This is a genomic window from Bacteroides faecalis (genome assembly GCF_003865075.1).
GTDB classification, from domain to species: domain Bacteria; phylum Bacteroidota; class Bacteroidia; order Bacteroidales; family Bacteroidaceae; genus Bacteroides; species Bacteroides faecalis.
Genome location: NZ_BHWB01000001.1, coordinates 59639 through 83848 on the forward strand (window position 1 = coordinate 59639; position 24210 = coordinate 83848).

Annotated in this window: 20 protein-coding genes; 7 read left to right on the forward strand and 13 right to left on the reverse strand. The window is 36.9% G+C overall.

From position 1 onward, the window contains the following. Positions 1–197 precede the first annotated feature (197 nt). Positions 198–1637, reverse strand: coding sequence for a tetratricopeptide repeat protein (locus tag EJF25_RS00265; RefSeq protein ID WP_125039534.1), 1440 nt, complete (start codon positions 1635–1637; stop codon positions 198–200). Positions 1638–1892: 255 nt separating this feature from the next. Here EJF25_RS00265 and EJF25_RS00270 point away from each other — a divergent pair, with 255 nt between their 5' ends. Then, the gene (locus tag EJF25_RS00270; RefSeq protein ID WP_125039535.1) at positions 1893–2678 is read left to right on the forward strand and encodes a head GIN domain-containing protein; all 786 of its coding nucleotides are present in this window, start codon (positions 1893–1895) and stop codon (positions 2676–2678) included. 163 nt (positions 2679–2841) lie between these two features. On the opposite strand, the gene EJF25_RS00275 is transcribed toward EJF25_RS00270, so the two are convergent. The 9 genes from EJF25_RS00275 to EJF25_RS00315 form a co-directional block, all read right to left on the reverse strand. Continuing rightward, the gene (locus EJF25_RS00275; protein WP_125039536.1) at positions 2842–3318 is read right to left on the reverse strand and encodes a PG0215 family putative anti-sigma factor; all 477 of its coding nucleotides are present in this window, start codon (positions 3316–3318) and stop codon (positions 2842–2844) included. Next, entirely contained in the window at positions 3308–3817 is a 510-nt protein-coding gene (locus EJF25_RS00280) for a GFO_1088 family ECF-type sigma factor (protein ID WP_125039537.1), read from the reverse strand. Before EJF25_RS00280 ends, EJF25_RS00275 begins: the two co-directional genes overlap by 11 nt. Positions 3818–3877: 60 nt before the next feature. Continuing rightward, positions 3878–4651, reverse strand: coding sequence for an acetylglutamate kinase (argB, locus tag EJF25_RS00285; protein ID WP_125039538.1), 774 nt, complete (start codon positions 4649–4651; stop codon positions 3878–3880). Positions 4652–4663: 12 nt separating this feature from the next. Further along, positions 4664–6556, reverse strand: coding sequence for a biosynthetic arginine decarboxylase (speA, locus tag EJF25_RS00290; RefSeq protein ID WP_125039539.1), 1893 nt, complete (start codon positions 6554–6556; stop codon positions 4664–4666). A 70-nt stretch (positions 6557–6626) separates the two neighbouring features. Further along, positions 6627–7697, reverse strand: coding sequence for a hypothetical protein (locus tag EJF25_RS00295; protein ID WP_125039540.1), 1071 nt, complete (start codon positions 7695–7697; stop codon positions 6627–6629). Between the two features lie 7 nt (positions 7698–7704). Then, complete coding sequence (locus tag EJF25_RS00300; protein ID WP_125039541.1) at positions 7705–9471, reverse strand: HSP90 family protein; 1767 nt, start codon at positions 9469–9471, stop codon at positions 7705–7707. An 8-nt stretch (positions 9472–9479) separates the two neighbouring features. Further along, complete coding sequence (locus EJF25_RS00305) at positions 9480–11975, reverse strand: tetratricopeptide repeat protein (protein ID WP_125039542.1); 2496 nt, start codon at positions 11973–11975, stop codon at positions 9480–9482. Between the two features lie 156 nt (positions 11976–12131). Further along, the gene (locus EJF25_RS00310; RefSeq protein ID WP_125039543.1) at positions 12132–12659 is read right to left on the reverse strand and encodes a shikimate kinase; all 528 of its coding nucleotides are present in this window, start codon (positions 12657–12659) and stop codon (positions 12132–12134) included. 1050 nt (positions 12660–13709) lie between these two features. After that, positions 13710–14312: a nitroreductase family protein gene (locus tag EJF25_RS00315; protein ID WP_125039898.1), complete on the reverse strand. Its 603-nt coding sequence runs from the start codon at positions 14310–14312 to the stop codon at positions 13710–13712. Positions 14313–14455: 143 nt separating this feature from the next. Between EJF25_RS00315 and EJF25_RS00320 the strand changes: the two genes are divergently transcribed. Further along, positions 14456–15091 carry a ribonuclease H1 domain-containing protein gene (locus tag EJF25_RS00320; protein WP_125039544.1) on the forward strand — a complete coding sequence of 212 codons (636 nt, stop codon included), beginning with the start codon at positions 14456–14458 and terminating at the stop codon, positions 15089–15091. A 3-nt stretch (positions 15092–15094) separates the two neighbouring features. On the opposite strand, the gene EJF25_RS00325 is transcribed toward EJF25_RS00320, so the two are convergent. The 3 genes from EJF25_RS00325 to EJF25_RS00335 form a co-directional block, all read right to left on the reverse strand. Beyond that, positions 15095–16930 (reverse strand): ABC transporter ATP-binding protein, encoded by a 1836-nt coding sequence (locus EJF25_RS00325; protein WP_125039545.1) that lies wholly within the window; start codon positions 16928–16930, stop codon positions 15095–15097. Positions 16931–17640: 710 nt separating this feature from the next. Next, a complete protein-coding gene (locus EJF25_RS00330) occupies positions 17641–18339 on the reverse strand; it encodes an acyltransferase family protein (RefSeq protein ID WP_125039546.1) in 699 nt (232 codons plus the stop codon). A gap of 65 nt (positions 18340–18404) precedes the next feature. Next, entirely contained in the window at positions 18405–19283 is an 879-nt protein-coding gene (locus tag EJF25_RS00335; RefSeq protein ID WP_125039547.1) for a beta-1,6-N-acetylglucosaminyltransferase, read from the reverse strand. 169 nt (positions 19284–19452) lie between these two features. On the opposite strand from EJF25_RS00335, the gene EJF25_RS00340 reads away from it, so the two are divergent. The 5 genes from EJF25_RS00340 to EJF25_RS00360 are packed head-to-tail and all read left to right on the forward strand — an operon-like array spanning position 19453 to position 24169. Beyond that, entirely contained in the window at positions 19453–20565 is a 1113-nt protein-coding gene (locus tag EJF25_RS00340) for a DegT/DnrJ/EryC1/StrS family aminotransferase (RefSeq protein ID WP_125039548.1), read from the forward strand. A 5-nt stretch (positions 20566–20570) separates the two neighbouring features. Then, complete coding sequence (locus tag EJF25_RS00345; protein WP_125039549.1) at positions 20571–21263, forward strand: WbqC family protein; 693 nt, start codon at positions 20571–20573, stop codon at positions 21261–21263. After that, positions 21260–22207, forward strand: a complete 948-nt coding sequence (locus EJF25_RS00350) for a hypothetical protein (RefSeq protein ID WP_125039550.1) — start codon at positions 21260–21262, stop codon at positions 22205–22207. Before EJF25_RS00345 ends, EJF25_RS00350 begins: the two co-directional genes overlap by 4 nt. A 13-nt stretch (positions 22208–22220) precedes the next feature. Further along, positions 22221–23216 (forward strand): NAD-dependent epimerase/dehydratase family protein, encoded by a 996-nt coding sequence (locus EJF25_RS00355; protein ID WP_125039551.1) that lies wholly within the window; start codon positions 22221–22223, stop codon positions 23214–23216. Next, positions 23216–24169, forward strand: coding sequence for a glycosyltransferase (locus EJF25_RS00360; protein WP_125039552.1), 954 nt, complete (start codon positions 23216–23218; stop codon positions 24167–24169). The genes EJF25_RS00355 and EJF25_RS00360 overlap by 1 nt, the downstream gene beginning before the upstream one ends. Positions 24170–24210: the final 41 nt, after the last annotated feature.

Below are 24210 nucleotides of genomic sequence, written 5' to 3' on the forward strand. Positions count from 1 at the left end.
ATTGCATGATAGTATTTGTCATTCAGAACGAAGTAAAAAAATCTCTCCTCCCTGCATATGTAAAGAATGGAGACTTAGCTACATTCTGTATAACAGATAGGATAAGATAATTAAATATTGGTATTTGAAATATCCAACTAAATAAAATTCGGATTTTGTAACTAAATCCCGATCTGAAAGCATGTTTGTATAACCAATCACACACTATCCTTATAATATTGGCATTGCCCACAACCATAGCCATTAAATGGACATTCTTCTTTTCCATAACTATATACAGGAGAATTACAGGCTAAAGTATTATATTGTCCTTTTCCATAATATCTACACTTCATAGTATCATAATTACATTTTTTTTCTGATGAAGAATCCACAAATGTAGTACCTCCACCACTGCTACCTCTCGAACTCAATTCTATTTTCAACACACCATGCATAAACAAACCCGTAACAAACGCCATACAAATACCTCCCAAGAACCAACCTGAAATAAAGAATGTAATCATAGCAGTATGGTAAATTACAAATCCTAGAATCAGAGAAGCCAGTATAGCCCAAAGTTTATTAAGTCCTTCGCTCCCTGTAATACATTTATAAACGCCAACAATCAATAGAACAATCATCACCCAATCAAACCAATCCCCGAAAAAGTTATATCGGGCAAAAAAGCCTCTCATAGTTCCGGCAAATAAGAAAGAACCTACAATTATAGTTACTCCACGAAAAGAAAATCCAGATTTATTCATCATATACCGAGATCCCCAGAGTGAAAGAATAAGTAGGATGACACCACCCCAAAATACCTCTCCTCCAATTTTCCCTTTCTCATCAAGAGATTTCATAAAAATCGATTTCAACATACCTTTGGGATAAGGTATCCCATTATATTGATCGGAAGTATCCAATATTTCTATCCCTGCTGCAGACAAGTCATCTTCATCTACTATTCCCATAGGAGTACCAATATCTTGTACAGATTGCTTACTTTCTACAGCTGATTTCATGTCTTTCTTCTTGGCAACATGACTCGCAACCTCTGTATTCTTCTCTTTGGAAGCCACTCTGGTGTCTGTAGATGTTTTCACAGCATCGGCTGGTAACAACTGTTGCAATTTCTTCAGATTGTTTTCTGCCTCGCGGTTACCTCCCTTCAAAGCTCCTTCAAATAAATCTTTGGCTTTATTCAGATCTTTCTTCACACCCAAACCATCCATATAATATCGTCCAAGGGTATTCATTGCTTGAGCATTTCCCTGTTGGGCAGCAAGGTTATAGTAACGGGCAGCTTCTACATAATTCATATCCGTAAAAGCACCTACCTCATAGTAATAAGCTAAACGTAACTGCGCTTGAACAAAGCCATTATCCGCTGCTTTCTTCAACCACTTTGCAGCTTCTGTATACGATTTCGGAACACCCTTACCTTGCTCGTAAAGCATTCCCATATTATACTGTGCTTGCACATCTCCTTGTTCCGCTTTTTGTTTCAAAGCTTCAACATCATCTTGCAAAACAATATTAACAGATGGATATGCAGCATATACATTATAAGAATTAGATAATAAAAATATCAAAATAATAGAGGAAGTAAAGTAGTGCCTTATGGCATGAATGCTGAAGAAATGTTTGTCTGTCATGTTTTTCAAAGCTTTATATATTATATTGCAAATATACTTTATTCTTATAAGTTCAACAAATATATTTCAATAAAAACACAAAGACAAAGGTCATATATTCTATGAAAAGACCAAAGCATTTATCTTTGTATTTATCATGATATATCCCTTATTAATTACTATAAACCAACTATTTTCCATCTAAAAAACTTTATCTGAAATGCAACTTTATTGAAGCATGAACCGTCTTAATAATATAACATCAAAATCATTATTATGAAAGTAAGTACATTAACAACAGTATTAACCGGTATGTTTCTAGTATTCATATCAATCTCCTGTTCACAAGGTCAATACATAACTGGTAGCGGCAACTACATAACAAAAGATATAGAAATCAGCCCATTCAACGCAATTACGCTGTCGGGGAGTGCAGATATTATCTATCAACAAGACGCAAATACCCATTTCGAAATTTACGGTTCTGACAATATAATCTCAATACTAAAAATCTATGTCGATAAAAACACGCTATTTATAAAGTATCCCAATAACATTAATATAAGAGATAGAGGAACATTAGAAATCAGAGTTTCTTCTCCTGAACTGAATAGTATGGGAATCAATGGTTCGGGAAATATACAGCTTACCAATGGCATACAAACAAAAAAGAATGTAGAAGTAAACATCAATGGTTCCGGAAATATACAAGGACAGAAAATAGTCTGTCAGAAGACGGCAATCTACATTAATGGGTCCGGTAATATCAGGTTTCAACAGATTCAAAGTCAAATATGTTCCGCTCATATTACCGGTTCAGGAAACATACTATTTAGTGGTAAAACTGATAATGCAGACTTCAGGATTGTTGGTTCAGGAAATATAAACGCTTTAGAACTACAAGCGAAGGATGTATCATCAAGTGTCACAGGCTCCGGAGATATCAGTTGCCACGTAAGCGAAAAACTATCCGCACAGTTTACCGGTGGAGGTAGCCTTTCTTACAAAGGTAACCCACAAGAAGTAAACGGTCCCCAGAAAAAGTTACATAAACTCGACTAAGAACAGGAAACTTAAAAGGGCTACTGCATCACGCGGTAGCCCATTTATTTAGTTAGTTTTATTATAAAAATTTGAGAGAATTGAAAACTTCACAGTTTCGCTTTCGTTTTTTGTTTTAATTAAGCATACTAACTATATTATATGTTAAAGCAAATGAAAATGTCTATTCTTGCATAACTTTCACCTTATTGATCTTGGCAAGGCTATCAGCCAACGCCTGATCTGCTTTCGCATCATTTGACAATGCGACCGAAGGAGCAGTTACTTGTTTACCAATGGTATCCGTTGCCAACACTCTACCGTCATCACCGGAGAATGAATGCTGTGCCACATTTCCTAACGAAAGAATGATTGCAACCACAGCAGCAGCCTTAAATAGTGGAACAAAACGGCCAAGCAACGTCAAGCGTTTAGCCTTCACTACCGGAGTTTCCACTTGTGACAGAATACGTGCATCAAAGTCTTCACCCAGCCCTTCTTCCTGCTGAACCTGCTGATAAACAAACAAGTTCTTATAGCGAAGCAAATGAGCAGGTACCTCTCCTTTTAAGAAGAAGTCACGCAATTGAGATTCTTCCTCTAAGGAAGTTTCGCATTGCCAATATCGCTCTAAAAGCTGTTCTATATTCTTATAATCCATATTCGTCAATTTCTAAATATCTTTGTTTTACCTTTTGTCTGGCTCTGAAAAGGTTTACTTTTACCTGTTCTTCTGTCAGATTCAGTAAGATTGCAATTTTCTTATAGCTTTTACCTTCAATATCCCTCAGTTGCATGATAAGCCGCTGTTTCTCGGGAAGTTCGTTTACCAGTCGATTTATAATATTCATTTTCTCATCATGAACCAACTGATCGTACGGACCGCTTGCATCAGGTTCTTCCTCCATCTCCGGGGTGAGTCCTACATTCTGAGCTTCTCTCTTTTGACTGCGATCTATCGCCAAGTTCTTTGCCACTATCAGGCAGTAGGCTTCAACCGATTCAAACTGAGACCACTCCTCACGCTTACTCCACACTCTTATCATGGTGTCCTGAACGATATCTTCGGCTTCTGCCCTATCCAGAGTTATTCTGAGAGCCAATCGAAAGAGTTTATCCTTCAACGGCAAAATATCGTTTCGGAAGCTGATTTCTTGCATCTCTATAATAATGACGGGCTAGGATTCGAAAAGTTACAGTCGCCCACTACTTTTTTGGAATTATTTTTTGATCCTGGTTCCTCCGTTTTCACTAATCGCTGATGCTAAGGTGATTATCACCTCTGACACCCCTGCATTAATTGCCTCAAAAGAGTTCTCTAACTTAGGAATCATGCCACCTTGGATAACTTCATCAGCAACGTATTGTTCAAATTCTGCACGAGTAATCTGTGAAATCACACTATCATCATCATTCTCGTCACGCAGCACTCCTTTTTTCTCAAAACAATAAACCAATGTCACATCAAACAAAGTTGATAAAGCCTTAGCTGTCTCTCCGGCAATCGTATCTGCGTTAGTATTCAACATATTACCTTGTCCATCGTGCGTCAGTGGTGCCATCACAGGAACTACACCCTTATGAATTAAATCTGATAATAAAGACGCATCTACCTTCTCAACATCCCCCACAAAGCCGTAATCAACATCCTTTACAGGACGTTTCACCGAACGGATCACGTTCATATCTGCTCCGGTCAGTCCAAGAGCATTGATCCCACGAGCTTGCAGACCTGCTACAATATTCTTATTTACCAATCCGCCATATACCATTGTCACCACTTTGAGTGTTTCCTCATCTGTGATTCGGCGGCCATTTACCATTTTACTCTCAATTCCCAGCAGAGTGGCTATCTTCGTAGCCGAACGTCCTCCACCATGAACCAATACTTTGTGACCATCAACGCCAGCAAAATCGTCTAACAACTGACGAAGGGTGGCTTCCTCTTCTACGATTTTGCCACCCACTTTAATGATTGTTAGTTTTTCTCTCATTTTCTATTATTCCTATTCCAAATAAGTATAACCATAAAGTCCCGAACGATAATTAGAAAGGAACTCTTTTCCCTCTTCCAAAGAAATTCGTCCTTCTTTTACTGATTTTGTAACCCATGTTTCAAGAGTACGAACCAACTTCTTCGGATTATATTGCACATAGTCCAAGACTTCTGCTACGGTTTCTCCATCAATTATCTGTTCGATATTATATCCCTTTTCATTCACAGAAACATGCACTGCATTCGTATCACCAAACAAATTATGCATATCGCCCAAAATCTCCTGATAAGCTCCGACTAAAAAGACAGCAACATAATAGGGCTCCGACTTCTTCAGGCTATGAACCGGCATATAATGCGCCACATTCCGGGTAGAAATAAAATTAGCGATCTTACCGTCAGAGTCACAAGTTATATCTTGCAATGTAGCCGAGCGATCCGGTTTCTCATCTAACCGCTGAATTGGCATGATCGGGAATATCTGATCAATTGCCCAAGAGTCAGGAAGTGACTGAAACAAAGAGAAGTTACAGAAATATTTATCAGCCAACAGTTTAGATAATCCACGAAATTCATCGGGTGCATGTTTCAAACCTTCGGCAATTTGATTGATCTCTCGTGTAATAGACCAATACAAGCGTTCAATCTGCGCACGTGTTTTTAGATCCACAATTCCATGACTGAACAAGTCAAGTGCTTCCTCACGAATTTGCTGAGCATCATGCCATGCTTCCAACATTTTATTTTGATTCAACGTATCCCAAATGCTATACAATTCTTGCACCAATTCATGAGCATCCTCAGCAATCACTTCTTCATCGTCCCATTCAGGTAAAGTAGCAGTTTCCAGCACCTCAAAGATAAGCACAGAGTGATGAGCAGTCAATGCACGTCCACTCTCGGTAATTATATTCGGATGTGGAATACCATTTTTATCGCTGACATCTACCAAAGTAGAAATAGAGTCATTCACATATTCCTGAATGGAATAATTTACACTACCACCGTTATCAGAAGAACGAGTACCGTCATAATCAACTCCAAGTCCACCGCCAATATCTACAAATTCGACCTTAAAGCCCATTGCATGAAGTTGTACATAGAATTGAGATGCTTCGCGCAAAGCCGTTTTGATACGACGAATCTTAGTGATCTGGCTGCCAATATGGAAATGAATCAGTTTAAGACAATCTTTCAACCCTTTACTTTCCATATAGTCGAGTGCTTCAAGAAGCTCACTGGAAGTTAAGCCAAATTTGCTTGCATCTCCACCGGATTCTTCCCATTTTCCACTGCCGGAAGAAGCCAGTTTAATACGAATACCTATGTTGGGCTGAACATTCAGCTGCTTCGCCATCTTGGCAATCAACTTTAATTCATTCATTTTCTCTACCACCAAGAAGATTCGTTTTCCCATCTTCTGAGCAAGTAAAGCTAGCTCAATATAGCTCTCGTCTTTATAACCGTTGCAAACAATCAATGAGTCAGAATCCGTATTGACGGCAATCACAGCATGCAACTCCGGCTTAGAACCAGCTTCCAATCCGAGATTGAATTTCTTACCGTGACTAATGATTTCCTCTACCACCGGGCGCATCTGGTTTACTTTAATCGGATAGATAATAAAGTTCTCGGCTTTATAACCGTATTCTTCTGCTGCTTGTTTAAAACAGGAAGACATCTTTTCAATACGGTTGTCCAGAATATCCGGAAAACGCACCAGCATAGGGGTAGTTACATCACGCAATTGCAGTTCATCGACCAATTCTTTCAGATCGACAGCCACTCCATCTTTACGCGGTGTAACAACGACATGACCATTGTCATTAATACTAAAGTACGAAGTACCCCAACCTGTAATGTTGTAGAGTTCTTCAGAATCTTCAATACGCCACTTTCTCATTTTTCTGTTATTCAGTGTTTTTAGTAAATAATTAGTTGACAAAAATACAGATTTATCTACAGGTTGCCAATTAATTGGATATTATTTCTTTCAATCGGTCCATATATCCATTGTTTGCATTACGGGCATCATACCGGAGTGCTAAATCCTCAGCCTGACCATAAAAATAATCACTCAATTCTTTCACATCATACACCCCTTCCGGGCAATACAACGGAAACTCTTCTGGTAGATTCAAGCTAACTTGCGGGCGAGATTCGTATTTTAAGGCTTCTACCATATCACACGAAAACCGATATTTCTTCAATTGATTGGTATGCAAACTCCAACCAATACAACGTTCGGCGTATTCCCACCCCCTCTGGGAATTTATCATGAAGTAATAAGCAATAAATAAACCCAGGTAAAGTAACATATATTCATCTTTCTCACGACCTGCCAATCCTTCTTCGGCACGCATGCACATATCGGCAGCTATCTCTGGCTTTACTGCTTTTTGTGCATAATATGCTAGTTTCAGGTATGCGCGTAAATTGGCTTCATAACAGGATGTCTGTTTGCTTATCAATGGCTGCGCCCGGTTATAAGCCTCGTCAAACTGTCCCGTCTCGAGATAGTAGTCCAACATAAAGTTCAATTCACAAGCCTCACAGGACTGATCATCGATCTTTTCTGCCAACATTTTATCTATATATTCTTTAGCCAGATCGTATTGACGCATTCTGGTATATTCCACTGACCATCGGTGATAATAACTCCGTAATGAATAGCCATTTCTTTGAATGCGAGTCTTATAATCTTCTCCAACTGCTTTTATCTGCTCCATAGGGATATCCGGCAAGTCAAATGTACAAGCCCAGATCCATTTATATTTCCAAAGCAGATCATCCTCATTTATCTGATCTTTATGACTTTCATAATCATCCAATATCTTGGAAAAAACAGCAATCTCTTCGGCATCAGCAGAAAGGAGATTCAACTCGTAAATCAAATCCAAACGCATTTCTACTGCCCATGCCACATCTTCATTCTCATCGGCAATCCGAATGGCTTCCTTTAGCAGACTTGCTTTTTCACGCGGATGCAGATTTTGGCTTTGGGTCTGCAATAGTAATTTCTGTATTTCAAGTGTATATCTCATCGGTCGTTTAATTCAAAAAGTTTATAAAATCATTCATTTTGGCAGTCATCAGCTCACATAGCGAATGGTTGAAAAGTTCCATTTCCTCACTGTTCACTGTATATTTACCTTGAAGGAGCGATTGCACATATAATATATGTACTACATGCCGGAACAACTTATTATCATCCTGTATTTTCAATAATGTCTGCACCATCTCATTATCAGCATTAAAGGTCAAAGTCGGTGGAAGCTGTTTTCCCGAATTAACAATGCCTAAGACAGCCATCAGAGGGTTGTTGACAGATTTAGTTGTACTTTCTTTCTCTTCGGCAACAAATATAACCGGAGTATCTACGGGAGTGAAATGTTTCAAGCAACAGATACAACCAAAACGTTTCAACAATTCATTTGCCTTAGCTTCGAATAACCGATATTCTTTATTCGGTGTTACCTCACCAAACTGTTCCAATAAACGAGAAGGAGAAATCTCATCCAATGTTAACTCCGGATTTAGACGAACATACTTTTTCAGCAAAGTTTCATCAAAAGTATAAGCTGCATTTACAACTAACCATCCTTGTGCTCCTGCTATTCGTCGCACCTGCCGAAAATCTTCCAGATTTCGTGTATAGCAGATCACATTATTTACCGAACGGATATTTCCAAAGCTACGCATTCCCCTATTCGTCTCAAAAGGAAGATAATCCATAAACAAACGAAGCATTTCATTATCTTCCGAAGCAATTGCCTTAATATGGAAATGATGAACTTCCAACATCTTATTAAACATAGGACGGTCATTTTGAATCAACCCACGCAAATAGTCTTTAATAGCTATTCCAATTTCTTTCCGCGCATCTTTCAATAAGTCATTGCTCACAAAAGATTCTCGTGAAGCTGTAGACAATAGACCATCTGCATTAACTAGACAACGAATGAAGAATGCCCATGATGGGAGAAGATTACAGTCGTCTTCGCTCAACAACATTCGCTTTAAATATACCTTATGAGAATTGCGTACGGAAAACTGAGTTCGGAAAGGTAAGACATATAATACTCCATTCACTTTTCCGCTTTCAGTATGTATACGAAACACATCTAAAGCAGATGAATGAAAGACTTTTGCACCATGATCAAGCAGTTCTTTACGGGTTGCTTCCGGATTCAACCATATCGGACATGGCGTGTTTATCAATTCTTCCTCTCCCTGATAATGCAGATAAATAGGATAAGGCAATATTTCGCCATAATTAGTCAATATCTTCTTAAAACTTTCATAAGCAAAGAGGTGAGTCCATTCATTTTTAGGATGCAAAATGACGCGTGATCCTATGGCTAATTCTTCATCAGGAAAAGTCATCTGATATGTACCGTCTACCTTACCACACCAACAGACAGGTTGTCCGCCCATAGCCGATCGGCTCTCTACTTTAATTTCGTTTGTTACAACAAAACAAGATAGCAGACCAATGCCAAATCTCCCGATAAAATCGTCTGAATCAGGTGTATCCCGCTTCGAGCTTTCACCAATCACAGTAAGGAAACGATAAACCTCTTCTTCTTTTAACCCGATACCATTATCTTGAAATACGGTAGTTCCGTCTTCATTGAGAAATACATCAATACGACCATTATAATTCTCGTCGATATTATGTAAAACCTTGATAGCATCCACACAATTTTGTAGCAGTTCGCGGACAAATGTATTTGGATTACTATAAATATGTTCCGATAACAGAGCAATCATTCCTTTAAGATTGACCTGAAACAGATTATTTCCTTCCTTCTCCATTCTTTTCGTTATTTTCTTCTTCCTGTGATTTTCAGCGCTTTCTCATTACCGTTCTCTGCAGCTTTTTCAAACCACTCCATCGCAATCTCATCATTTTCTTCCACACCATTTCCCATCAGATAGGCATTACCCAATTCAAATTGTGCTTTATCACTGCCATTTTCTGCTGCTTTTTGCAGCCATTGAATAGCTGTATCAGGATCAGGAGTACATCCCTCACCATACATCATCATCTTACCCAAATAATAAGTTGCAGGTATATTTTCATTTCCAACCGCATCGTTAAAACAACGATAAGCTTCTGTATAATTCTGTTTTACGCCTACTCCATTGTAATAACAAAGTCCAGTACGATACATACTCGTAACATTACCATTGTTTGCAGCGAGTGTATAATACTTAAAAGCTTCTGTCTCATTATCTTCTACCCCGATCCCCATCTCATAACAGATACCGATCCCTTCACTATACCATTTATATTCAGCAGCTTTTTTGAAATAGCCAAAAGCTTTTTCAGATTCATTCAGCTTATCGTAGTCATACAAATAATATTCACCCATACGAATCATAGCCAAAGGTATTTCATTAGCAATAGCTTTTTCATACCATTCCACTGCTTGTTTATTATCTTCCAGACATGGCCCGTAACCAAAGAGAAAATAATCTCCCATCTTAAATTGGGCGTAACCATAGTCCATATCAGCTGCTTGCTGTATATATTCTACCGCCTTGTTAGGATTCTCTTCCACGCCATTACCATTTTCATAAGCCATCCCTAACTCTGTAAGACAACGAGGTTCTTCTCTTTCTGCTCCTTTGGCAAACCATTCAAACGCTTTATCCATATTTTCTTCAGTACCGAAACCATTTTTATAGCAACGTCCCAAAGCAAAAATAGCGTCCACATCTTCTGCTTCTACAGCTTTCTGATACCAATTGAAGGCTTCCTCCAACTGGGGTTCACTGATAATCCCTTTTTCCAGATAAAGACCGATTCGATACATTGCATAAGGATATTCATCCTGAGCTGCTTTATGAAGGAGTTCAAAAGCTTTTTTATAATCTTTCTCTACTCCGTCACCGTTCTCATATAAAAAAGCAAGTTCTACCAATGCAAAACAAGCCCCCATTTCAGCTGCTTTCTCATAATACTTCTTAGACTTCTCTGCATCTTTTACACCGGCATAACCATTAGCTAAATAAAGTGCCGCACGACAATATCCGTCCGCATTTCCCAATGAGGCTGCCTTTTCATAACTAGCCATCGCTTTCACATAATCCGGCTCTTCGGACAAGAAACCATGTTCATACATCCAGCCAAGCCGATATGCAGCATTTCCGGAACCCAAAGTCACTGCTTTTTCCAATAATTGACTGGTACGAGTAATATCTTGTTCTACCAATTCTCCTTTGAAATAAACATTAGCAAGCTCTTCGTAACCCTCAATATAATTATCCTCCACACAACGTTCCATGCACATTAATCCACGTTCAACGTTCTTATAGTCATTATTATAAAGGTAAATCAAGGCTAACTCATATGCGCTATAAGACTCACCATAAAGCATCCCTTTTTCCAGCCACTCAATAGCTTTAGGCATATCCAGCCACTCCTCTTCCTGATAGTTAAAACCCAGGAAGTTAGCCGCAGACCATACACCTGCATGCCAGGCTTTCTCCCACAATTCAAAAGCTAATTCTTTCGGCTTACCAAGCTCTGGATAGTGGAAATAAAGGGTTGCTAAATTTTTAAGTGAATATAAATTAGGAACTATTTCCAAAGACTTCTCGAAGTAAGCAGCTTCTTCTGCCACATTCCCTTCTTCCCGATCAAGCATATCGCCCAAAGCAGCATATATATGCGCACGCAAACGATGTCCTTCCGGAAGTTCGCCGAGCAACTCCCGACGCATAGTCAAAGCCTTTTCTTTATTTCCGGTAAATTCTTCTATAAAAGCACGATAATATTTTCCCCAATAGATAGCCTCGGGAGAAGAAAGAGCAGCAAAACGACGTTCTCCCTCTTTCTGATCTTGGTCGCAATAAAATCCCATATAAAGCCAATAAGCAACGGTAGCCTCCGCTTCCGCCCAACCCATTGCGGCTGCTTTCTCATAATATGGGAAGAGATATTTCATATCACGTACCCCATAACGAGCTTCGGAATACTGAGCACCTTTCTGCGACCATCCCGCTCCGCTAAACTCTGCTACCCGATCACACACCTGCATCACTTTCCCCCACCAGAAAGCATATTCTTCCTCATTCAAATCAACTTCTACATTACAATCGAATGCACTGAATATAAGTTCAAAAAAACGTTCAGTCAGTTTCTCATCTTCCTTGGTATCTAGCGCATATTCACATACGGCAAGTGCTTCCCACCAATTTTCAGCATTCAACAAAGAAGTAGTGGTATATTTAGGAAACCACGCTGCCGCAGGTTTCCCGGATGTTTTTATCCGATCGGATAGTTCCTCGAATCTCTCTTGTAAAGTTCGCATAATTATAATTTTATCTCACTTTGTTAGTAATAACATGCAACGAGCAATGAAGTCGTGTTGCGAGTGCAATTTACTAATATTGACTGAATGAACAAAAAAGAGAACCCAAAAAGGAAATGGACAACCCCAAATAGTTCTTAGTTATCTCTTTATAGTCTATAATCCCAACAATTCCCGCAAACGTTTCACTGAAGTTTCTATTTGGTGACGATCTTCCAATTCTTCAGCATTGAAAATATACTGAGCTTGTGTATAAAATGGGGCCCGTTTTTCGAGTGCCTGAACAATAAACGATTTCAGTTCATCATCCTGTTTTCCTTGAAGAATAGGACGTTGTTGCTTCGCAATGCGCAAACGACGGAAAAGAATATCCGGATGAACATCCAGAAAAACAGTCTTTCCTGTTTGATTCATGAACTCCATGTTATCAAAAAAACAAGGAGCGCCTCCACCTGTAGAGATAACGACGTTCTCAAACTCGGCTACCTCATGAAGCATATTTCTTTCTAATTCCCTGAAACCAGCTTCGCCACGTTCTATGAACAACTCTCCTACGGTTTTATGAAAACGTTCTTCAATATACCAATCCAAATCAATAAATGGCATATTGAGCTTACGGGCAAATGCTTTGCCTAAGGTTGTTTTACCGGCACCCATATAGCCGGTCAGGAATATACGAACCATAAATGACTAATTTTGCTCACAAAATTAATCATTTAATGGATAATGGATAATGAATAACGAATAATTCTCAACTGAGATACAAGATTTGACCTTGCTATACCTCACTTTTCGCTATTTTCATTATTCAATATATAGTGATATATAGCGTTGCCGCGCCATACTGCTCAAAGCGGACGATCTGAGCGTCCCCAACAAGTCAGAGAACATACGTAGATGACAGCCCGAACGTTGGCAAATGGATCATCAGATTCATGAATAATCTATTTCTAAAGAAAATAAAGTGGTTATTTATTGTCACTTGTCACTTTCCGGCATTAAACCTCTGATAATCAATAACAGGTTGGTGACAATAGATAGGTGACAATAGAGTGACAACAAAAGTTCAGGACATCTCTATTATCACTTTTATCTTGCTATCTAATCGGTTAGTAATCTAATAGTCAGCATATAAACACATAATTCTATAATAATCTCCCGAATCATAAGATACAAATTAAAAGATGTCAAGTTTAGAGTTTGACACTCCATTCTCATCGGATTTTCTAATAAAACCATAATGTGCAACCATTACATTACTTGTTTTTTATAAATTAGTAGAAATGTTACCCCAACCGAAGGCATGGAGTAGAACAAATATTGCTGACTTTAACATACAGACAAGGCTCGACTACCGTCTTTTGCAAGGTACATATTCTCGTTTCACGTACGTGAACCATTCGGATGATGTACGGGAACCCAAAGGATCACGTACGTGGAGCCATGGAAGCATGTACGTAAAACGAGACCTTATCTTTTCAAAAAGACATTAACTGAAGCTTCAAAACAACTAAGCAAACGGTTTATTGCCTTTTATATATAGGAGATTACGCAATTATACACGCAATATCTATTTAACTGAAATTATAAAGATAAGTACTACACTATAATTAATTGATATTATGCTATATTATAAATCAAGCTTATCTGTTATTCAGAACGAAGCGAAGAATGATAAAGCGAAATGATAACAGATTACCCTCCTAGCATTTAATACCTCAATTTCCTAGATATTTATCTGAAAATCTTTACCCGGTCCTCCAATGGCAAGTATTCCTTTTCACCCGGTCCTTGAACAGGAGTTCCGAATGGCATTTCTGCAATCAAATGCCAATGTTCAGGTAAATGCCAGGTACGACGCACTTCATCATCAATTAACGGATTATAATGTTGCAAGGATGCTCCCAAACCAGCATCTTCAAGCATGGTCCAAATAACAAATTGATGCATCCCCGAAGTCTGCAATGACCATTCCGGGAATTTATCCTGATAAGCAGGAAAAGCCTTCTGTAATTCTTTTACGATAAGTTGATCTTCAAAGAAAAGTACTGTACCATATCCGCAAGCAAACGAATGGTCTATTTTCTCTTCCGTTTTCACAAAAGCTTCTTCCGGTACAATCTTCTTCAATGTATCTTTTACTATTTGCCATAATTTCTTATGCGACTCGCCTAACAATAGTACTACGCGGGTAGTCTGAGAATTAAAAGCAGATGGTACATTTCGCACTGCTGTATTAACGATACACTCTATTTCTTGATCTAAAATAGGTGAGTGGTTACTAATTGAATAGTAAGTCCGACGATGTTTCAGAGCTTCGCTAAAAGTTCTTTCCATTATGGCTCCTTTCTTTATATGGTTTATTCTGATATTCATAAACTATTGTCTTTTTATAACAAGTATCTTCTACAACTTGTTCGATTTTAGAATATATTTGTACCTTCGCAGAAATAATGTGTGGAATTGATCAATTATTATCTATGGGTAAGCAGAAATTCTATGTAGTATGGGAGGGCGTTACACCCGGGATTTATACATCCTGGACAGAATGCCAGCTTCAAATAAAAGGGTATGATGGTGCAAAATTCAAGTCATTTGATACCCGAGAAGAGGCAGAACATGCCATAGCAACATCGCCATACGTTTATATCGGAAAGAATGCCAAGAAAAAATCTGAAAACGAAAAGAAAAATTCAGAGATTTTACCTGCTGCAGTTATCGATAATAGCTTGGCTGTTGATGCAGCTTGCAGTGGTAATCCCGGTCCTATGGAATATCGTGGAGTACACATAGCAAGCAGACAGGAAATTTTTCACTTTGGCCCAATGAAAGGAACTAATAATATAGGTGAATTTCTAGCAATCGTACACGGTCTGGCTTTATTGAAACAAAAAGGATTTGATATGCCAATTTATAGTGATAGCGTAAATGCTATCAGTTGGGTACGACAGAAGAAATGTAAAACCAAACTTCCCCGAACAGAAGAAACTGAACAATTGTTCCTATTGATAGAACGGGCAGAAAAGTGGCTTAAAGAAAACACTTACACTACCCGTATTATGAAATGGGAGACCAAAGAATGGGGAGAAATTCCCGCAGACTTTGGCCGAAAATAAAATTTATAGTTGCTGCATATCATGCAGTCTCTTATAATAACCGTCTAATTCAATCAACTCTTCATGTTTACCACGCTCTACAATCTCCCCTTCATAGAGCACACAAATTTCATCTGCATTTTTGATTGTAGACAAACGGTGAGCAATTGCAATCGTAGTACGTGTTTTCATTAAACGCTCTAACGCCTCCTGCACCAAACGTTCGGATTCTGTATCTAAAGCCGAAGTCGCTTCATCCAGAATCAAAATAGGAGGATTCTTTAAGATAGCACGAGCAATACTAATACGCTGACGCTGACCACCGGATAATTTTCCACCACGATCACCGATATTCGTATTGTATCCGTCCGGTTTCTCCATAATGAAATCATGCGCATTCGCAATCTTGGCTGCTTCTATCACTTGCTCCATAGTTGCATTTTCAACACCGAAAGCGATGTTATTAAAGAAGGTATCGTTAAACAAAATGGCCTCTTGATTCACATTGCCAATCAAAGTACGCAAATCTGCAATACGAACATCTTTAATATTTGTACCGTCAATAGTAATCGTTCCTTCTTGCACGTCATGGTAACGGGGTAACAGATCTACCAATGTAGACTTTCCGGAACCGGATTGTCCAACCAACGCAATCGTCTGTCCCTTGGGTACCGTTAAATTAACGTGTTTCAGGACCTCCCTCTTACCATCATAGCTAAACGAAATATCTTTAAATTCAATTCTATCATTCAATCCTTTCAAGGGTTTAGGATTAGCGATCTCTTTGATATTATTCTCAGCTTTTAGTATCTTGTCCACACGTTCCATTGAGGCTAACCCCTTTGGAATATTATATCCGGCTTTAGCAAAATCTTTCAACGGATTGATAACGCTATATAAGATTACCATGTAATAGATAAACTTAGAAGCACTCAATGTAGAGCCTTCAGATAAGATCAACGATCCACCGAACCACAGTACAGCCACAATTAAAATCGTCCCCAAAAACTCACTCAACGGATGTGCCAATACTTGACGCATAGCCACTCTGTTAGATGCATCACGAAGTTCGTTACTGCATTTCGTAAAACGATCAATCATACGATCTTCTGCAATAAATGCTTTGATTATACGCAAACCACCTAAAGTTTCCTCCAATTGAGACATCGAATCACTCCATTTCGATTGCGCTTCCAATGACTGGCGTTTCAGTTTCCTACCCACTTTACCCATCAGCCATCCCATTCCGGGCAATACCAATATCGTGAAGAGAGTCAGTTGCCAACTTAATATAATCAGTGTAGTGAAATAAATAAGAATCATGATGGGGTTCTTCAACAGCATATCCAATGAACTGGTAATAGAGTTCTCTACCTCACCGACGTCACCGCTCATACGAGCAATGATATCTCCCTTTCTTTCTTCAGAAAAGAAGCTTAACGGAAGACGCATTACTTTGGCATAAACTGTGATACGAATATCACGAACTACACCTGTACGCAACGGAATCATTACTGCCGATGATGCAAAATAACAGGCTGTTTTCAACAATGTCATCACTGTTAGTCCAATTCCTAACAATAACAACACTTGCCCAGGTCCTCCAGCCTGAATCATATCCGTTACATAATAATAAAAGTTATTTTTCAATACTACGTCAAACTTGTCCGTTCCCCACTCCATATAGTGATAGACTTCTGGATTTTCTTCAGTTTTGAATAAGATATTCAAGATTGGAATCAACAAAGAAAATGAGAACACATTAAAGACAGCAGACAAGATGTTCAGCACGACAGCCCATCCAATGAACCTTTTATAGGGCCACAAGAAGCGTCGCATTAATTGTAGAAATTCCTTCATTATTAATAATTAAATGAGTTAAGGCCGCAAAGATACAACAAAAACCACTTAATAGATGAAAGTTTCCCACAATTATTAATATCAATTATTGAAAAAGAGGGATTAAAAATACTATTTGTTCTTGTAGCCGAGAAATGTTGCCATCCGATAGTATTCCGAATACATCTTCACCAAATCATTTAGTATAGATGGATATAGCTCTCAGAAGTTGTGTGTTCAGAAAAGCAAAGCATCTGATTTTCAACCAAAAGGCTCTGAATAGTCACACCTACACATTTCCTGTATATAGTTGGATTTTTCAGTTTATTCTATGTTCCCTACATAAAGGCATTTATCACATCATTATCCGGAGACTTCAGATAGATCATTTCAATTCAGTTCATGACCAATCTCTGTCATTGCTTCTGAACAAAGTGATAGAAAGTCGATTTACGATAAGTTTGTGAACAAGTACAGTCAGTGAAGGAATGTTAGAACAAACTTACGAAGTACAGCTAATGCCTTTTACCGACAACGCACCTTATTATATATATACTCATAAACCATTCCAAGACACAAAGCACTGAGTATTGCCAAAGGTATTTTCAATATCCCGCAATCAGAATATAAAGACAAAAAGATACAATGAAGCATATAAATATAAATACAGTACTTAGCTAAAAAAACAATAGCTTTCAACGAGAAAAGTCTGGTTAAACAAGTTTCAACATTCAGGTAGAAATAAAAAATAAAAGCGAATGTAAAATAGCCGAAGTATTTCCAAACACACGATATCTTAAGAATAAAAGATAAACACAAATTATAATAATATTAGCATATATATTCTTCACAAAAATCCTATTACTATTATTTGCAATCTGTCTCAATGTGACACCTATACTATACTCCAATAATCTAAAAACAGGTGAAACATATATGAACCAGGTAGCATACCCTCCACTAACAAATTCACACAAAGCCCAAATAATAAAAAACAATAATATTAAAAAGAGCTTTTTATCTTTTATTTTCAATATCACCTTATAGACAACCGGACTTAAAGCATAACAAAACATCAAAGAAGATAAGAACCAAGCAACGCCATTATAATTAAAGAACTCAAAGCCTTTTTCCGGTATATACGATTGCAATAATAACAAATGGGGTATTATATCCCAGTTTACAGACAAATGAAGAACGATGACAGCAAGTATGACAGACAACCACTGTAAAGGCAACATGGAAGAAATCTTGTTACACATATAATCTCGATATCTCACGCGAGTTTCTCCTTTATAGAAGAAGCCGGAAATTACAAAAAAGAAAGAACATAAATCTGCCCCCTCACCCAGAATTGGCATTCCGGCATGCATAAAAACAATTGATAATACAAATAGCAATTTAAGCCCTTGAAATTGCTCTGTCCTCATTTTATTTCTAAATTCATATAATTTATTAACGGCTTCTCATTCTCTGAAAACTCATAAAGTAATATTCAAGAAAACAGTTCTTTTATTTTCATCACAATCTCCATATCATTAGAACTAAATTTTCTAGCAAATAAATCTTCCGATTCTAGTAACGATGGTAAGTCTTCCATTCTCCAGACATAAGGATCTCCTCTATTCCAGTCTATCGCACGAATCCCATTACCGGCATCGCGATTCACTCTGTATATCTTATCCCGTAAGGGAGAATTCCACAAAATGGAATGAAGAAAAATCTCATCACCACAACAAACATATTTAAAACGCTTTAAAATAAATTTCTTTTTTTCCAGCAAAATTGTCACCAAATCATTAGATATACTAACCCAGTTCGAACCCTTTTTAAATTCGATTTCATAAGGACGACAGTAATGATACTTCCTCTGCAAATTTAAAAACTTTTGTCGAAAGCGTTCTATTTCTTTACAAAAAAAACGAGGAGGTATCTTATAATATCTAGTAAATAAATGATAGTTGGACATTTTCCATTCAAGATCCTTCAGATTGGCCTCCCCTTGAGAGTAAGCAACAAACTCATGCCCCTTATTCTTTTCAAAAAAATCATGAATATAATCCTGAGATTTTATGGGTAAATCTACTCCTGACAATAAATGATAATAATCATAGGGACCTTTCATTCTGGCCGTTTCAAACATTAACATTTCAACCTTTACTACACTAATATCTCCCCATCTGACATCAAGGCGATGTTCCAATAAAAAGAAACGGGCATGCTTCAGTATAAATAAATCCTTATCTAGTGACTCTATATCCACTTTTTTATCGATATGCAAAAAAATATCATTTCTTTTATCATCAAGCATAGAAAGCAGTACCTTCAACAATTGAAATTCATTGTGAGCAATCAGTAAAAAAGCATGTCGCATGACCTTATTTTTGAGATTAATGATAAAATTAAACTGTACAAAGATACACAATCAGCCAATCATAAGAAAAAATTAGTTACTAAAGTTACATAATATGTTTTGATAGCTTTCATAATCTATTTATCTTTGTCCATTACATCTTAAAGAATAAAATAAATAAAGATAAAAGATGAATGATAAACCCATATATGTAACTTCCCCTTTATTACCATCTTTAGATGACTTCACATCATCCTTAAAAGAAATCTGGGAAAGTAAAATACTAACCAATAACGGTAGTTTCCATAAAAAGCTTGAAAAGGAATTGGCTACTTATCTAAAAGTACCTTATCTTTGTTTATTTACCAACGGAACCTTACCTCTAATCACAGCTTTACAAGCGATGCGTATAACTGGTGAAGTGATTACTACTCCTTTTAGTTTCGTTGCAACGACTCATTCTCTTTGGTGGAACGGCATCAAACCTGTTTTTGTAGATATAGATCCCAATACCTGTAACCTTAACCCGGAAAAAATAGAAGCAGCCATCACTCCACGGACAACAGCTATTATGCCTGTGCATGTATATGGAAAGCCATGTGATACAGAAAAAATTCAAAAAATAGCAGATAAATATGGTTTAAAAGTTATTTATGACGCAGCCCACGCCTTTGGTGTTGAAGTTAATGGGGAAAGTATATTAAAGGCAGGAGATATGTCGACTTTAAGTTTCCATGCGACTAAAGTCTATAGTACTTTAGAAGGAGGAGCATTGATCGTACATGACGAACAAACGAAGAAACGTATTGATTATTTGAAAAACTTTGGCTTTGCCAGTGAAACAGAAGTTGTCGCTCCGGGAATTAATAGTAAGATGGACGAAGTACGTGCTGCATTCGGTTTACTCAACCTAAAATCAGTCGATCAGGCTATTGAAGCTCGTCGTCGAGTCGCTATCAAATACCGCGCAGCATTACAAGACACAACTGGTATAACTTTCTTCGATGATATGCCCAATGTACGCCATAACTATTCCTACTTTCCAATTTTCGTAGATGAAGAAAAATACGGGATGACACGAGATGAACTTTATTTTAAAATGAAAGAGCAAAATGTATGGGGAAGACGATACTTCTATCCTCTCATCAGTACATTTTCTACTTATAGAGGACTAGAATCGGCACGACCGGAAAACTTACCTATCGCCACTCAAATGGCTAATAAAGTTATTTGTTTGCCGATGCATCATGCATTAACACCAGAAAATATAGAAAAAATTATATCTGTAATCATTAAAAAGTAAAAAATATGACCGTAGGAATCATGCAACCTTACTTTATGCCTTACATTGGTTACTTTCAATTAATAAAATCAGTTGATAAATATGTGGTATACGATGATGTTAATTATATAAAAGGGGGATGGGTCAGCCGAAATAATCTATTAATAAATGGTGAAAAGCAAATGTTCACTATCGTATTAAAAGGTGCGAGTCCTAATAAGTTATTTAATGAAATAGAAATTGGAGATGATTTTAAAAAATTAATGAAAACGCTCCATATGAACTATTCTAAATCAAGCAATTTTGAAGAAACAATGGCATTAATGGAAAAAATAATATCATTTCCCAACAAACAATTGCCACTTTTTATAGCTAATAGCTTTCGCGAGATACTTGGTTATTTATCAATAGATACGGAAATCATTATGTCATCAAACATACAAAAAGATAACACGTTAAAGGGAAAAGACAAAGTATTGAATATTTGCAATATATTAGGAGCAGACACTTACTATAATGCCATTGGAGGACAAGAGTTATATAGTAAAAAAGAATTCAAAGAACATAACATCACTTTAAGTTTCATCGAAACAATAATACAACCGTATGCCCAAATGCATAACACGAACTTTGTTCCAGGACTGTCAATCATTGATGTTTTGATGAATAATTCAAAACAAAACGTTAATCTATTACTTGATTCATTTGTTCTAAGATGAAACCTATAGGAGGATATTTCGAACTGGAGTTTCGGGAAGGTGAGCATTATCATAAAAATGCTATAAAGCTAAGTACAGCTCGCCAATGCTTGGAATATATACTGCTTGCAAGAAAATACAAAAAAGTAAATATTCCATATTATACCTGCGATGTATTATTAGAGCCTATAAAAAAATTAGGTGTTGAATATAATTTCTATCATATCAATGAAATGTTGGAACCTATATTTGATAAAGTCTTGGATAAAGATGAAGCTCTTTTATATACAAATTATTTTGGATTAAAGCAAAATACTATCCTATCATTATCCAAACAATACAAAAATCTGATTGTAGATAATGCCCAAGCCTTTTTTTCCTCTCCTGTAAAGCATACCGACACTTTTTATTCAGCACGCAAATTTTTTGGAGTACCAGACGGAGCATATCTATATACAGATTATCCATTAGACAAGAAATTCCCACCGTATGCCCCGAATTTACACACAAAACACTTAGTAGGAAGACTAGTTCATACTGCCGAAATGTATTATAATGATTATAGAGAAAGCGAGTGTGCTTTCTCTAATATGGAAATACATAGTATGTCTATCCTTAGTGAGCACATATTAAAGGCTTTAGATTATCAGCAAATAATTCAAAGAAGACGAGAAAATTATATGATATTATCTCATCATTTGAACAACTTGAATAAAATAAAATTCAACATTTCCGACACAGATGATGTCCCAATGGTATACCCTTTTTGGAATGATAAAGTGAATCTTAGACATAGTCTGATATCTCAGAAGATTTTTATCCCTAAATACTGGCAATGCGTCTTTGAATGGACTACTGCACAAGATATTGAGACTGAGTTCACAGAAAGGCTCTACCCTATCCCTATTGACCAACGATACAAAGAAAAAGAAATGAATTATATAATTGACCATATATTGGAATAATAAACTTACTGTTATGAAAAAGAAAATAATTATTTTTGGCGCTACTGGAAATGTAGGTTCTTATTTATTGAAATATGCACTAGAATATTTTAATAAGGATGAGTATGAAGTAATTGCTTCCGGTCGTCGCAAAACGGATTTCTTCACCAAACGTGGTATTGAGTATTATTCCATTGATTTGACAAAAGCCTCTGATTTTGAGCAATTACCGACAGAGAATGTATTCGCAGTGATGCTTTTGTCTGCTCAAATACCCTCTTATATGAACACTTATGAACCTAAAAAGTATATAGACTCTATAATAACAGGGGGATTTAATGTATTGGAATATTGTCGTAAAAATCATGTAGACCGTATTCTCTATACACAAACAGTTTTTGACGTCTCTTTATACCCACATGATGTTATTCTCAAACCAGATCTTACTCCTAATTTTAGCTATACAGGCGACCATGCCATTTATGTTATAGCTAAAAATACCATGCTAGAATTATTAAAGCACTATTATCAGGAATTTGGTTTGAAAAAATTCATATTCCGACTTCCAACCATATATAATTATAGTCCTTATCCATACTATTATCCTAACGGAATAAAGACAAAACGACCTATATACCAAATGATAGAAAAAGCTCAAAATGGAGAACCATTAGAAATATGGGGGGACCCACATTACGCAAAAGACATGGTGCATGTTTATGATTTTAGCCAAATGTTATGTAAAGCAGTTGAAGTCCAACAGGAAACAGGATTTTACAATGTAGGTACAGGAATACCTATCACAATAGAAGAACAAATTTTCACTATTATTGATGTCTTTTCTCCTAGTTCTCATCCTTCTCCGGTTATTTACCGACCCGACAAAATATGTGGAGGTGGTTTTTTAATGGATATTAGTAATGCCAAAGAGGAATTAGGTTATGTACCTCTGTACAATTGCCATAAATTATTTGAAGACTATAAGCAAGAAATGGAGATTAATCGTTTTGCAGAACTAAGATTAGCTTAATGGACAACTCAATTACAGTCACAATTTGTTGCCTGACATACAACCATGAGAATTTTATCAGGCAGTGTTTAGATGGTTTTATGATACAGAAAACCAACTTTCATTTTGAAGTATTAGTTCATGATGATGCATCTACAGATAAAACACAAGAAATCATTCGTGAATACGTAGCCATTTATCCTGACATCATCAAACCTATTTTACAAAAAAAGAATCAATATTCAAAAGGAATTAGAACAATACTCGCCTCTTTCTGCTATCCGAAAGCCAAAGGAAAATATATAGCATTATGTGAAGGAGACGACTATTGGATTGATCCTCTCAAACTTCAAAAGCAAATAGATTTCTTAGAGAATCATCCTGAGTATGCCATGGTCTATACCCGTAGTAATGTGTACAACCAAAGTAAATGCAAAATGGAGGATAATTTAATTGGTCGTGAGTTTAATGATTTCAATGACTTACTAATTATCAATCGTATCCCAACCTTAACAACCTGTATACGTACAAACGTCCTGATGGAATATACAAATGATATTAAACCAGAGAAACATAATTGGTTAATGGGAGATTACCCGATGTGGCTATGGATAGCATATCATTATAAAATAAAATTTTTCCCGGAAGCTACCACTGTATATCGGGATTTACCTGAATCCGCCAGTCATTCACAAGACTTACAGAAACGGGAAAGATTCGCTTTGTCTGTTATTGATATAACGACATTTTATATTAAAAAATTTGATATAGTTCCATCAAAAGAATATTGGGAAGCGGTAAATGCGTCCTATTATCATTATTACGACACCTACATACGTAAAGGGAATTATAAGAAAGCTAGACATTACGCAAAAATCATAGATCTTAATTATGTAACAGACCGTATGCGGAAAAAAGTGCGCTTATTCCCTATTAGATATATCAAATTTAAAATACGAACTCTATTTAATTGATATACCCTCTCTCCAAATTAGAGCTTTTAAAGAGGAAACAA

Bases quoted from the DNA above. Each gene is read 5' to 3' on its own strand.
- EJF25_RS00265 (WP_125039534.1), bottom strand. From the start codon at position 1,637: ATGACAGACAAACATTTCTTCAGCATTCATGCCATAAGGCACTACTTT.
- EJF25_RS00270 (WP_125039535.1), top strand. From the start codon at position 1,893: ATGAAAGTAAGTACATTAACAACAGTATTAACCGGTATGTTTCTAGTA.
- EJF25_RS00275 (WP_125039536.1), bottom strand. From the start codon at position 3,318: ATGGATTATAAGAATATAGAACAGCTTTTAGAGCGATATTGGCAATGC.
- EJF25_RS00280 (WP_125039537.1), bottom strand. From the start codon at position 3,817: ATGCAAGAAATCAGCTTCCGAAACGATATTTTGCCGTTGAAGGATAAA.
- argB (WP_125039538.1), bottom strand. From the start codon at position 4,651: ATGAGAGAAAAACTAACAATCATTAAAGTGGGTGGCAAAATCGTAGAA.
- speA (WP_125039539.1), bottom strand. From the start codon at position 6,556: ATGAGAAAGTGGCGTATTGAAGATTCTGAAGAACTCTACAACATTACA.
- EJF25_RS00295 (WP_125039540.1), bottom strand. From the start codon at position 7,697: ATGAGATATACACTTGAAATACAGAAATTACTATTGCAGACCCAAAGC.
- EJF25_RS00300 (WP_125039541.1), bottom strand. From the start codon at position 9,471: ATGGAGAAGGAAGGAAATAATCTGTTTCAGGTCAATCTTAAAGGAATG.
- EJF25_RS00305 (WP_125039542.1), bottom strand. From the start codon at position 11,975: ATGCGAACTTTACAAGAGAGATTCGAGGAACTATCCGATCGGATAAAA.
- EJF25_RS00310 (WP_125039543.1), bottom strand. From the start codon at position 12,659: ATGGTTCGTATATTCCTGACCGGCTATATGGGTGCCGGTAAAACAACC.
- EJF25_RS00315 (WP_125039898.1), bottom strand. From the start codon at position 14,312: ATGGAAAGAACTTTTAGCGAAGCTCTGAAACATCGTCGGACTTACTAT.
- EJF25_RS00320 (WP_125039544.1), top strand. From the start codon at position 14,456: ATGGGTAAGCAGAAATTCTATGTAGTATGGGAGGGCGTTACACCCGGG.
- EJF25_RS00325 (WP_125039545.1), bottom strand. From the start codon at position 16,930: ATGAAGGAATTTCTACAATTAATGCGACGCTTCTTGTGGCCCTATAAA.
- EJF25_RS00330 (WP_125039546.1), bottom strand. From the start codon at position 18,339: ATGAGGACAGAGCAATTTCAAGGGCTTAAATTGCTATTTGTATTATCA.
- EJF25_RS00335 (WP_125039547.1), bottom strand. From the start codon at position 19,283: ATGCGACATGCTTTTTTACTGATTGCTCACAATGAATTTCAATTGTTG.
- EJF25_RS00340 (WP_125039548.1), top strand. From the start codon at position 19,453: ATGAATGATAAACCCATATATGTAACTTCCCCTTTATTACCATCTTTA.
- EJF25_RS00345 (WP_125039549.1), top strand. From the start codon at position 20,571: ATGACCGTAGGAATCATGCAACCTTACTTTATGCCTTACATTGGTTAC.
- EJF25_RS00350 (WP_125039550.1), top strand. From the start codon at position 21,260: ATGAAACCTATAGGAGGATATTTCGAACTGGAGTTTCGGGAAGGTGAG.
- EJF25_RS00355 (WP_125039551.1), top strand. From the start codon at position 22,221: ATGAAAAAGAAAATAATTATTTTTGGCGCTACTGGAAATGTAGGTTCT.
- EJF25_RS00360 (WP_125039552.1), top strand. From the start codon at position 23,216: ATGGACAACTCAATTACAGTCACAATTTGTTGCCTGACATACAACCAT.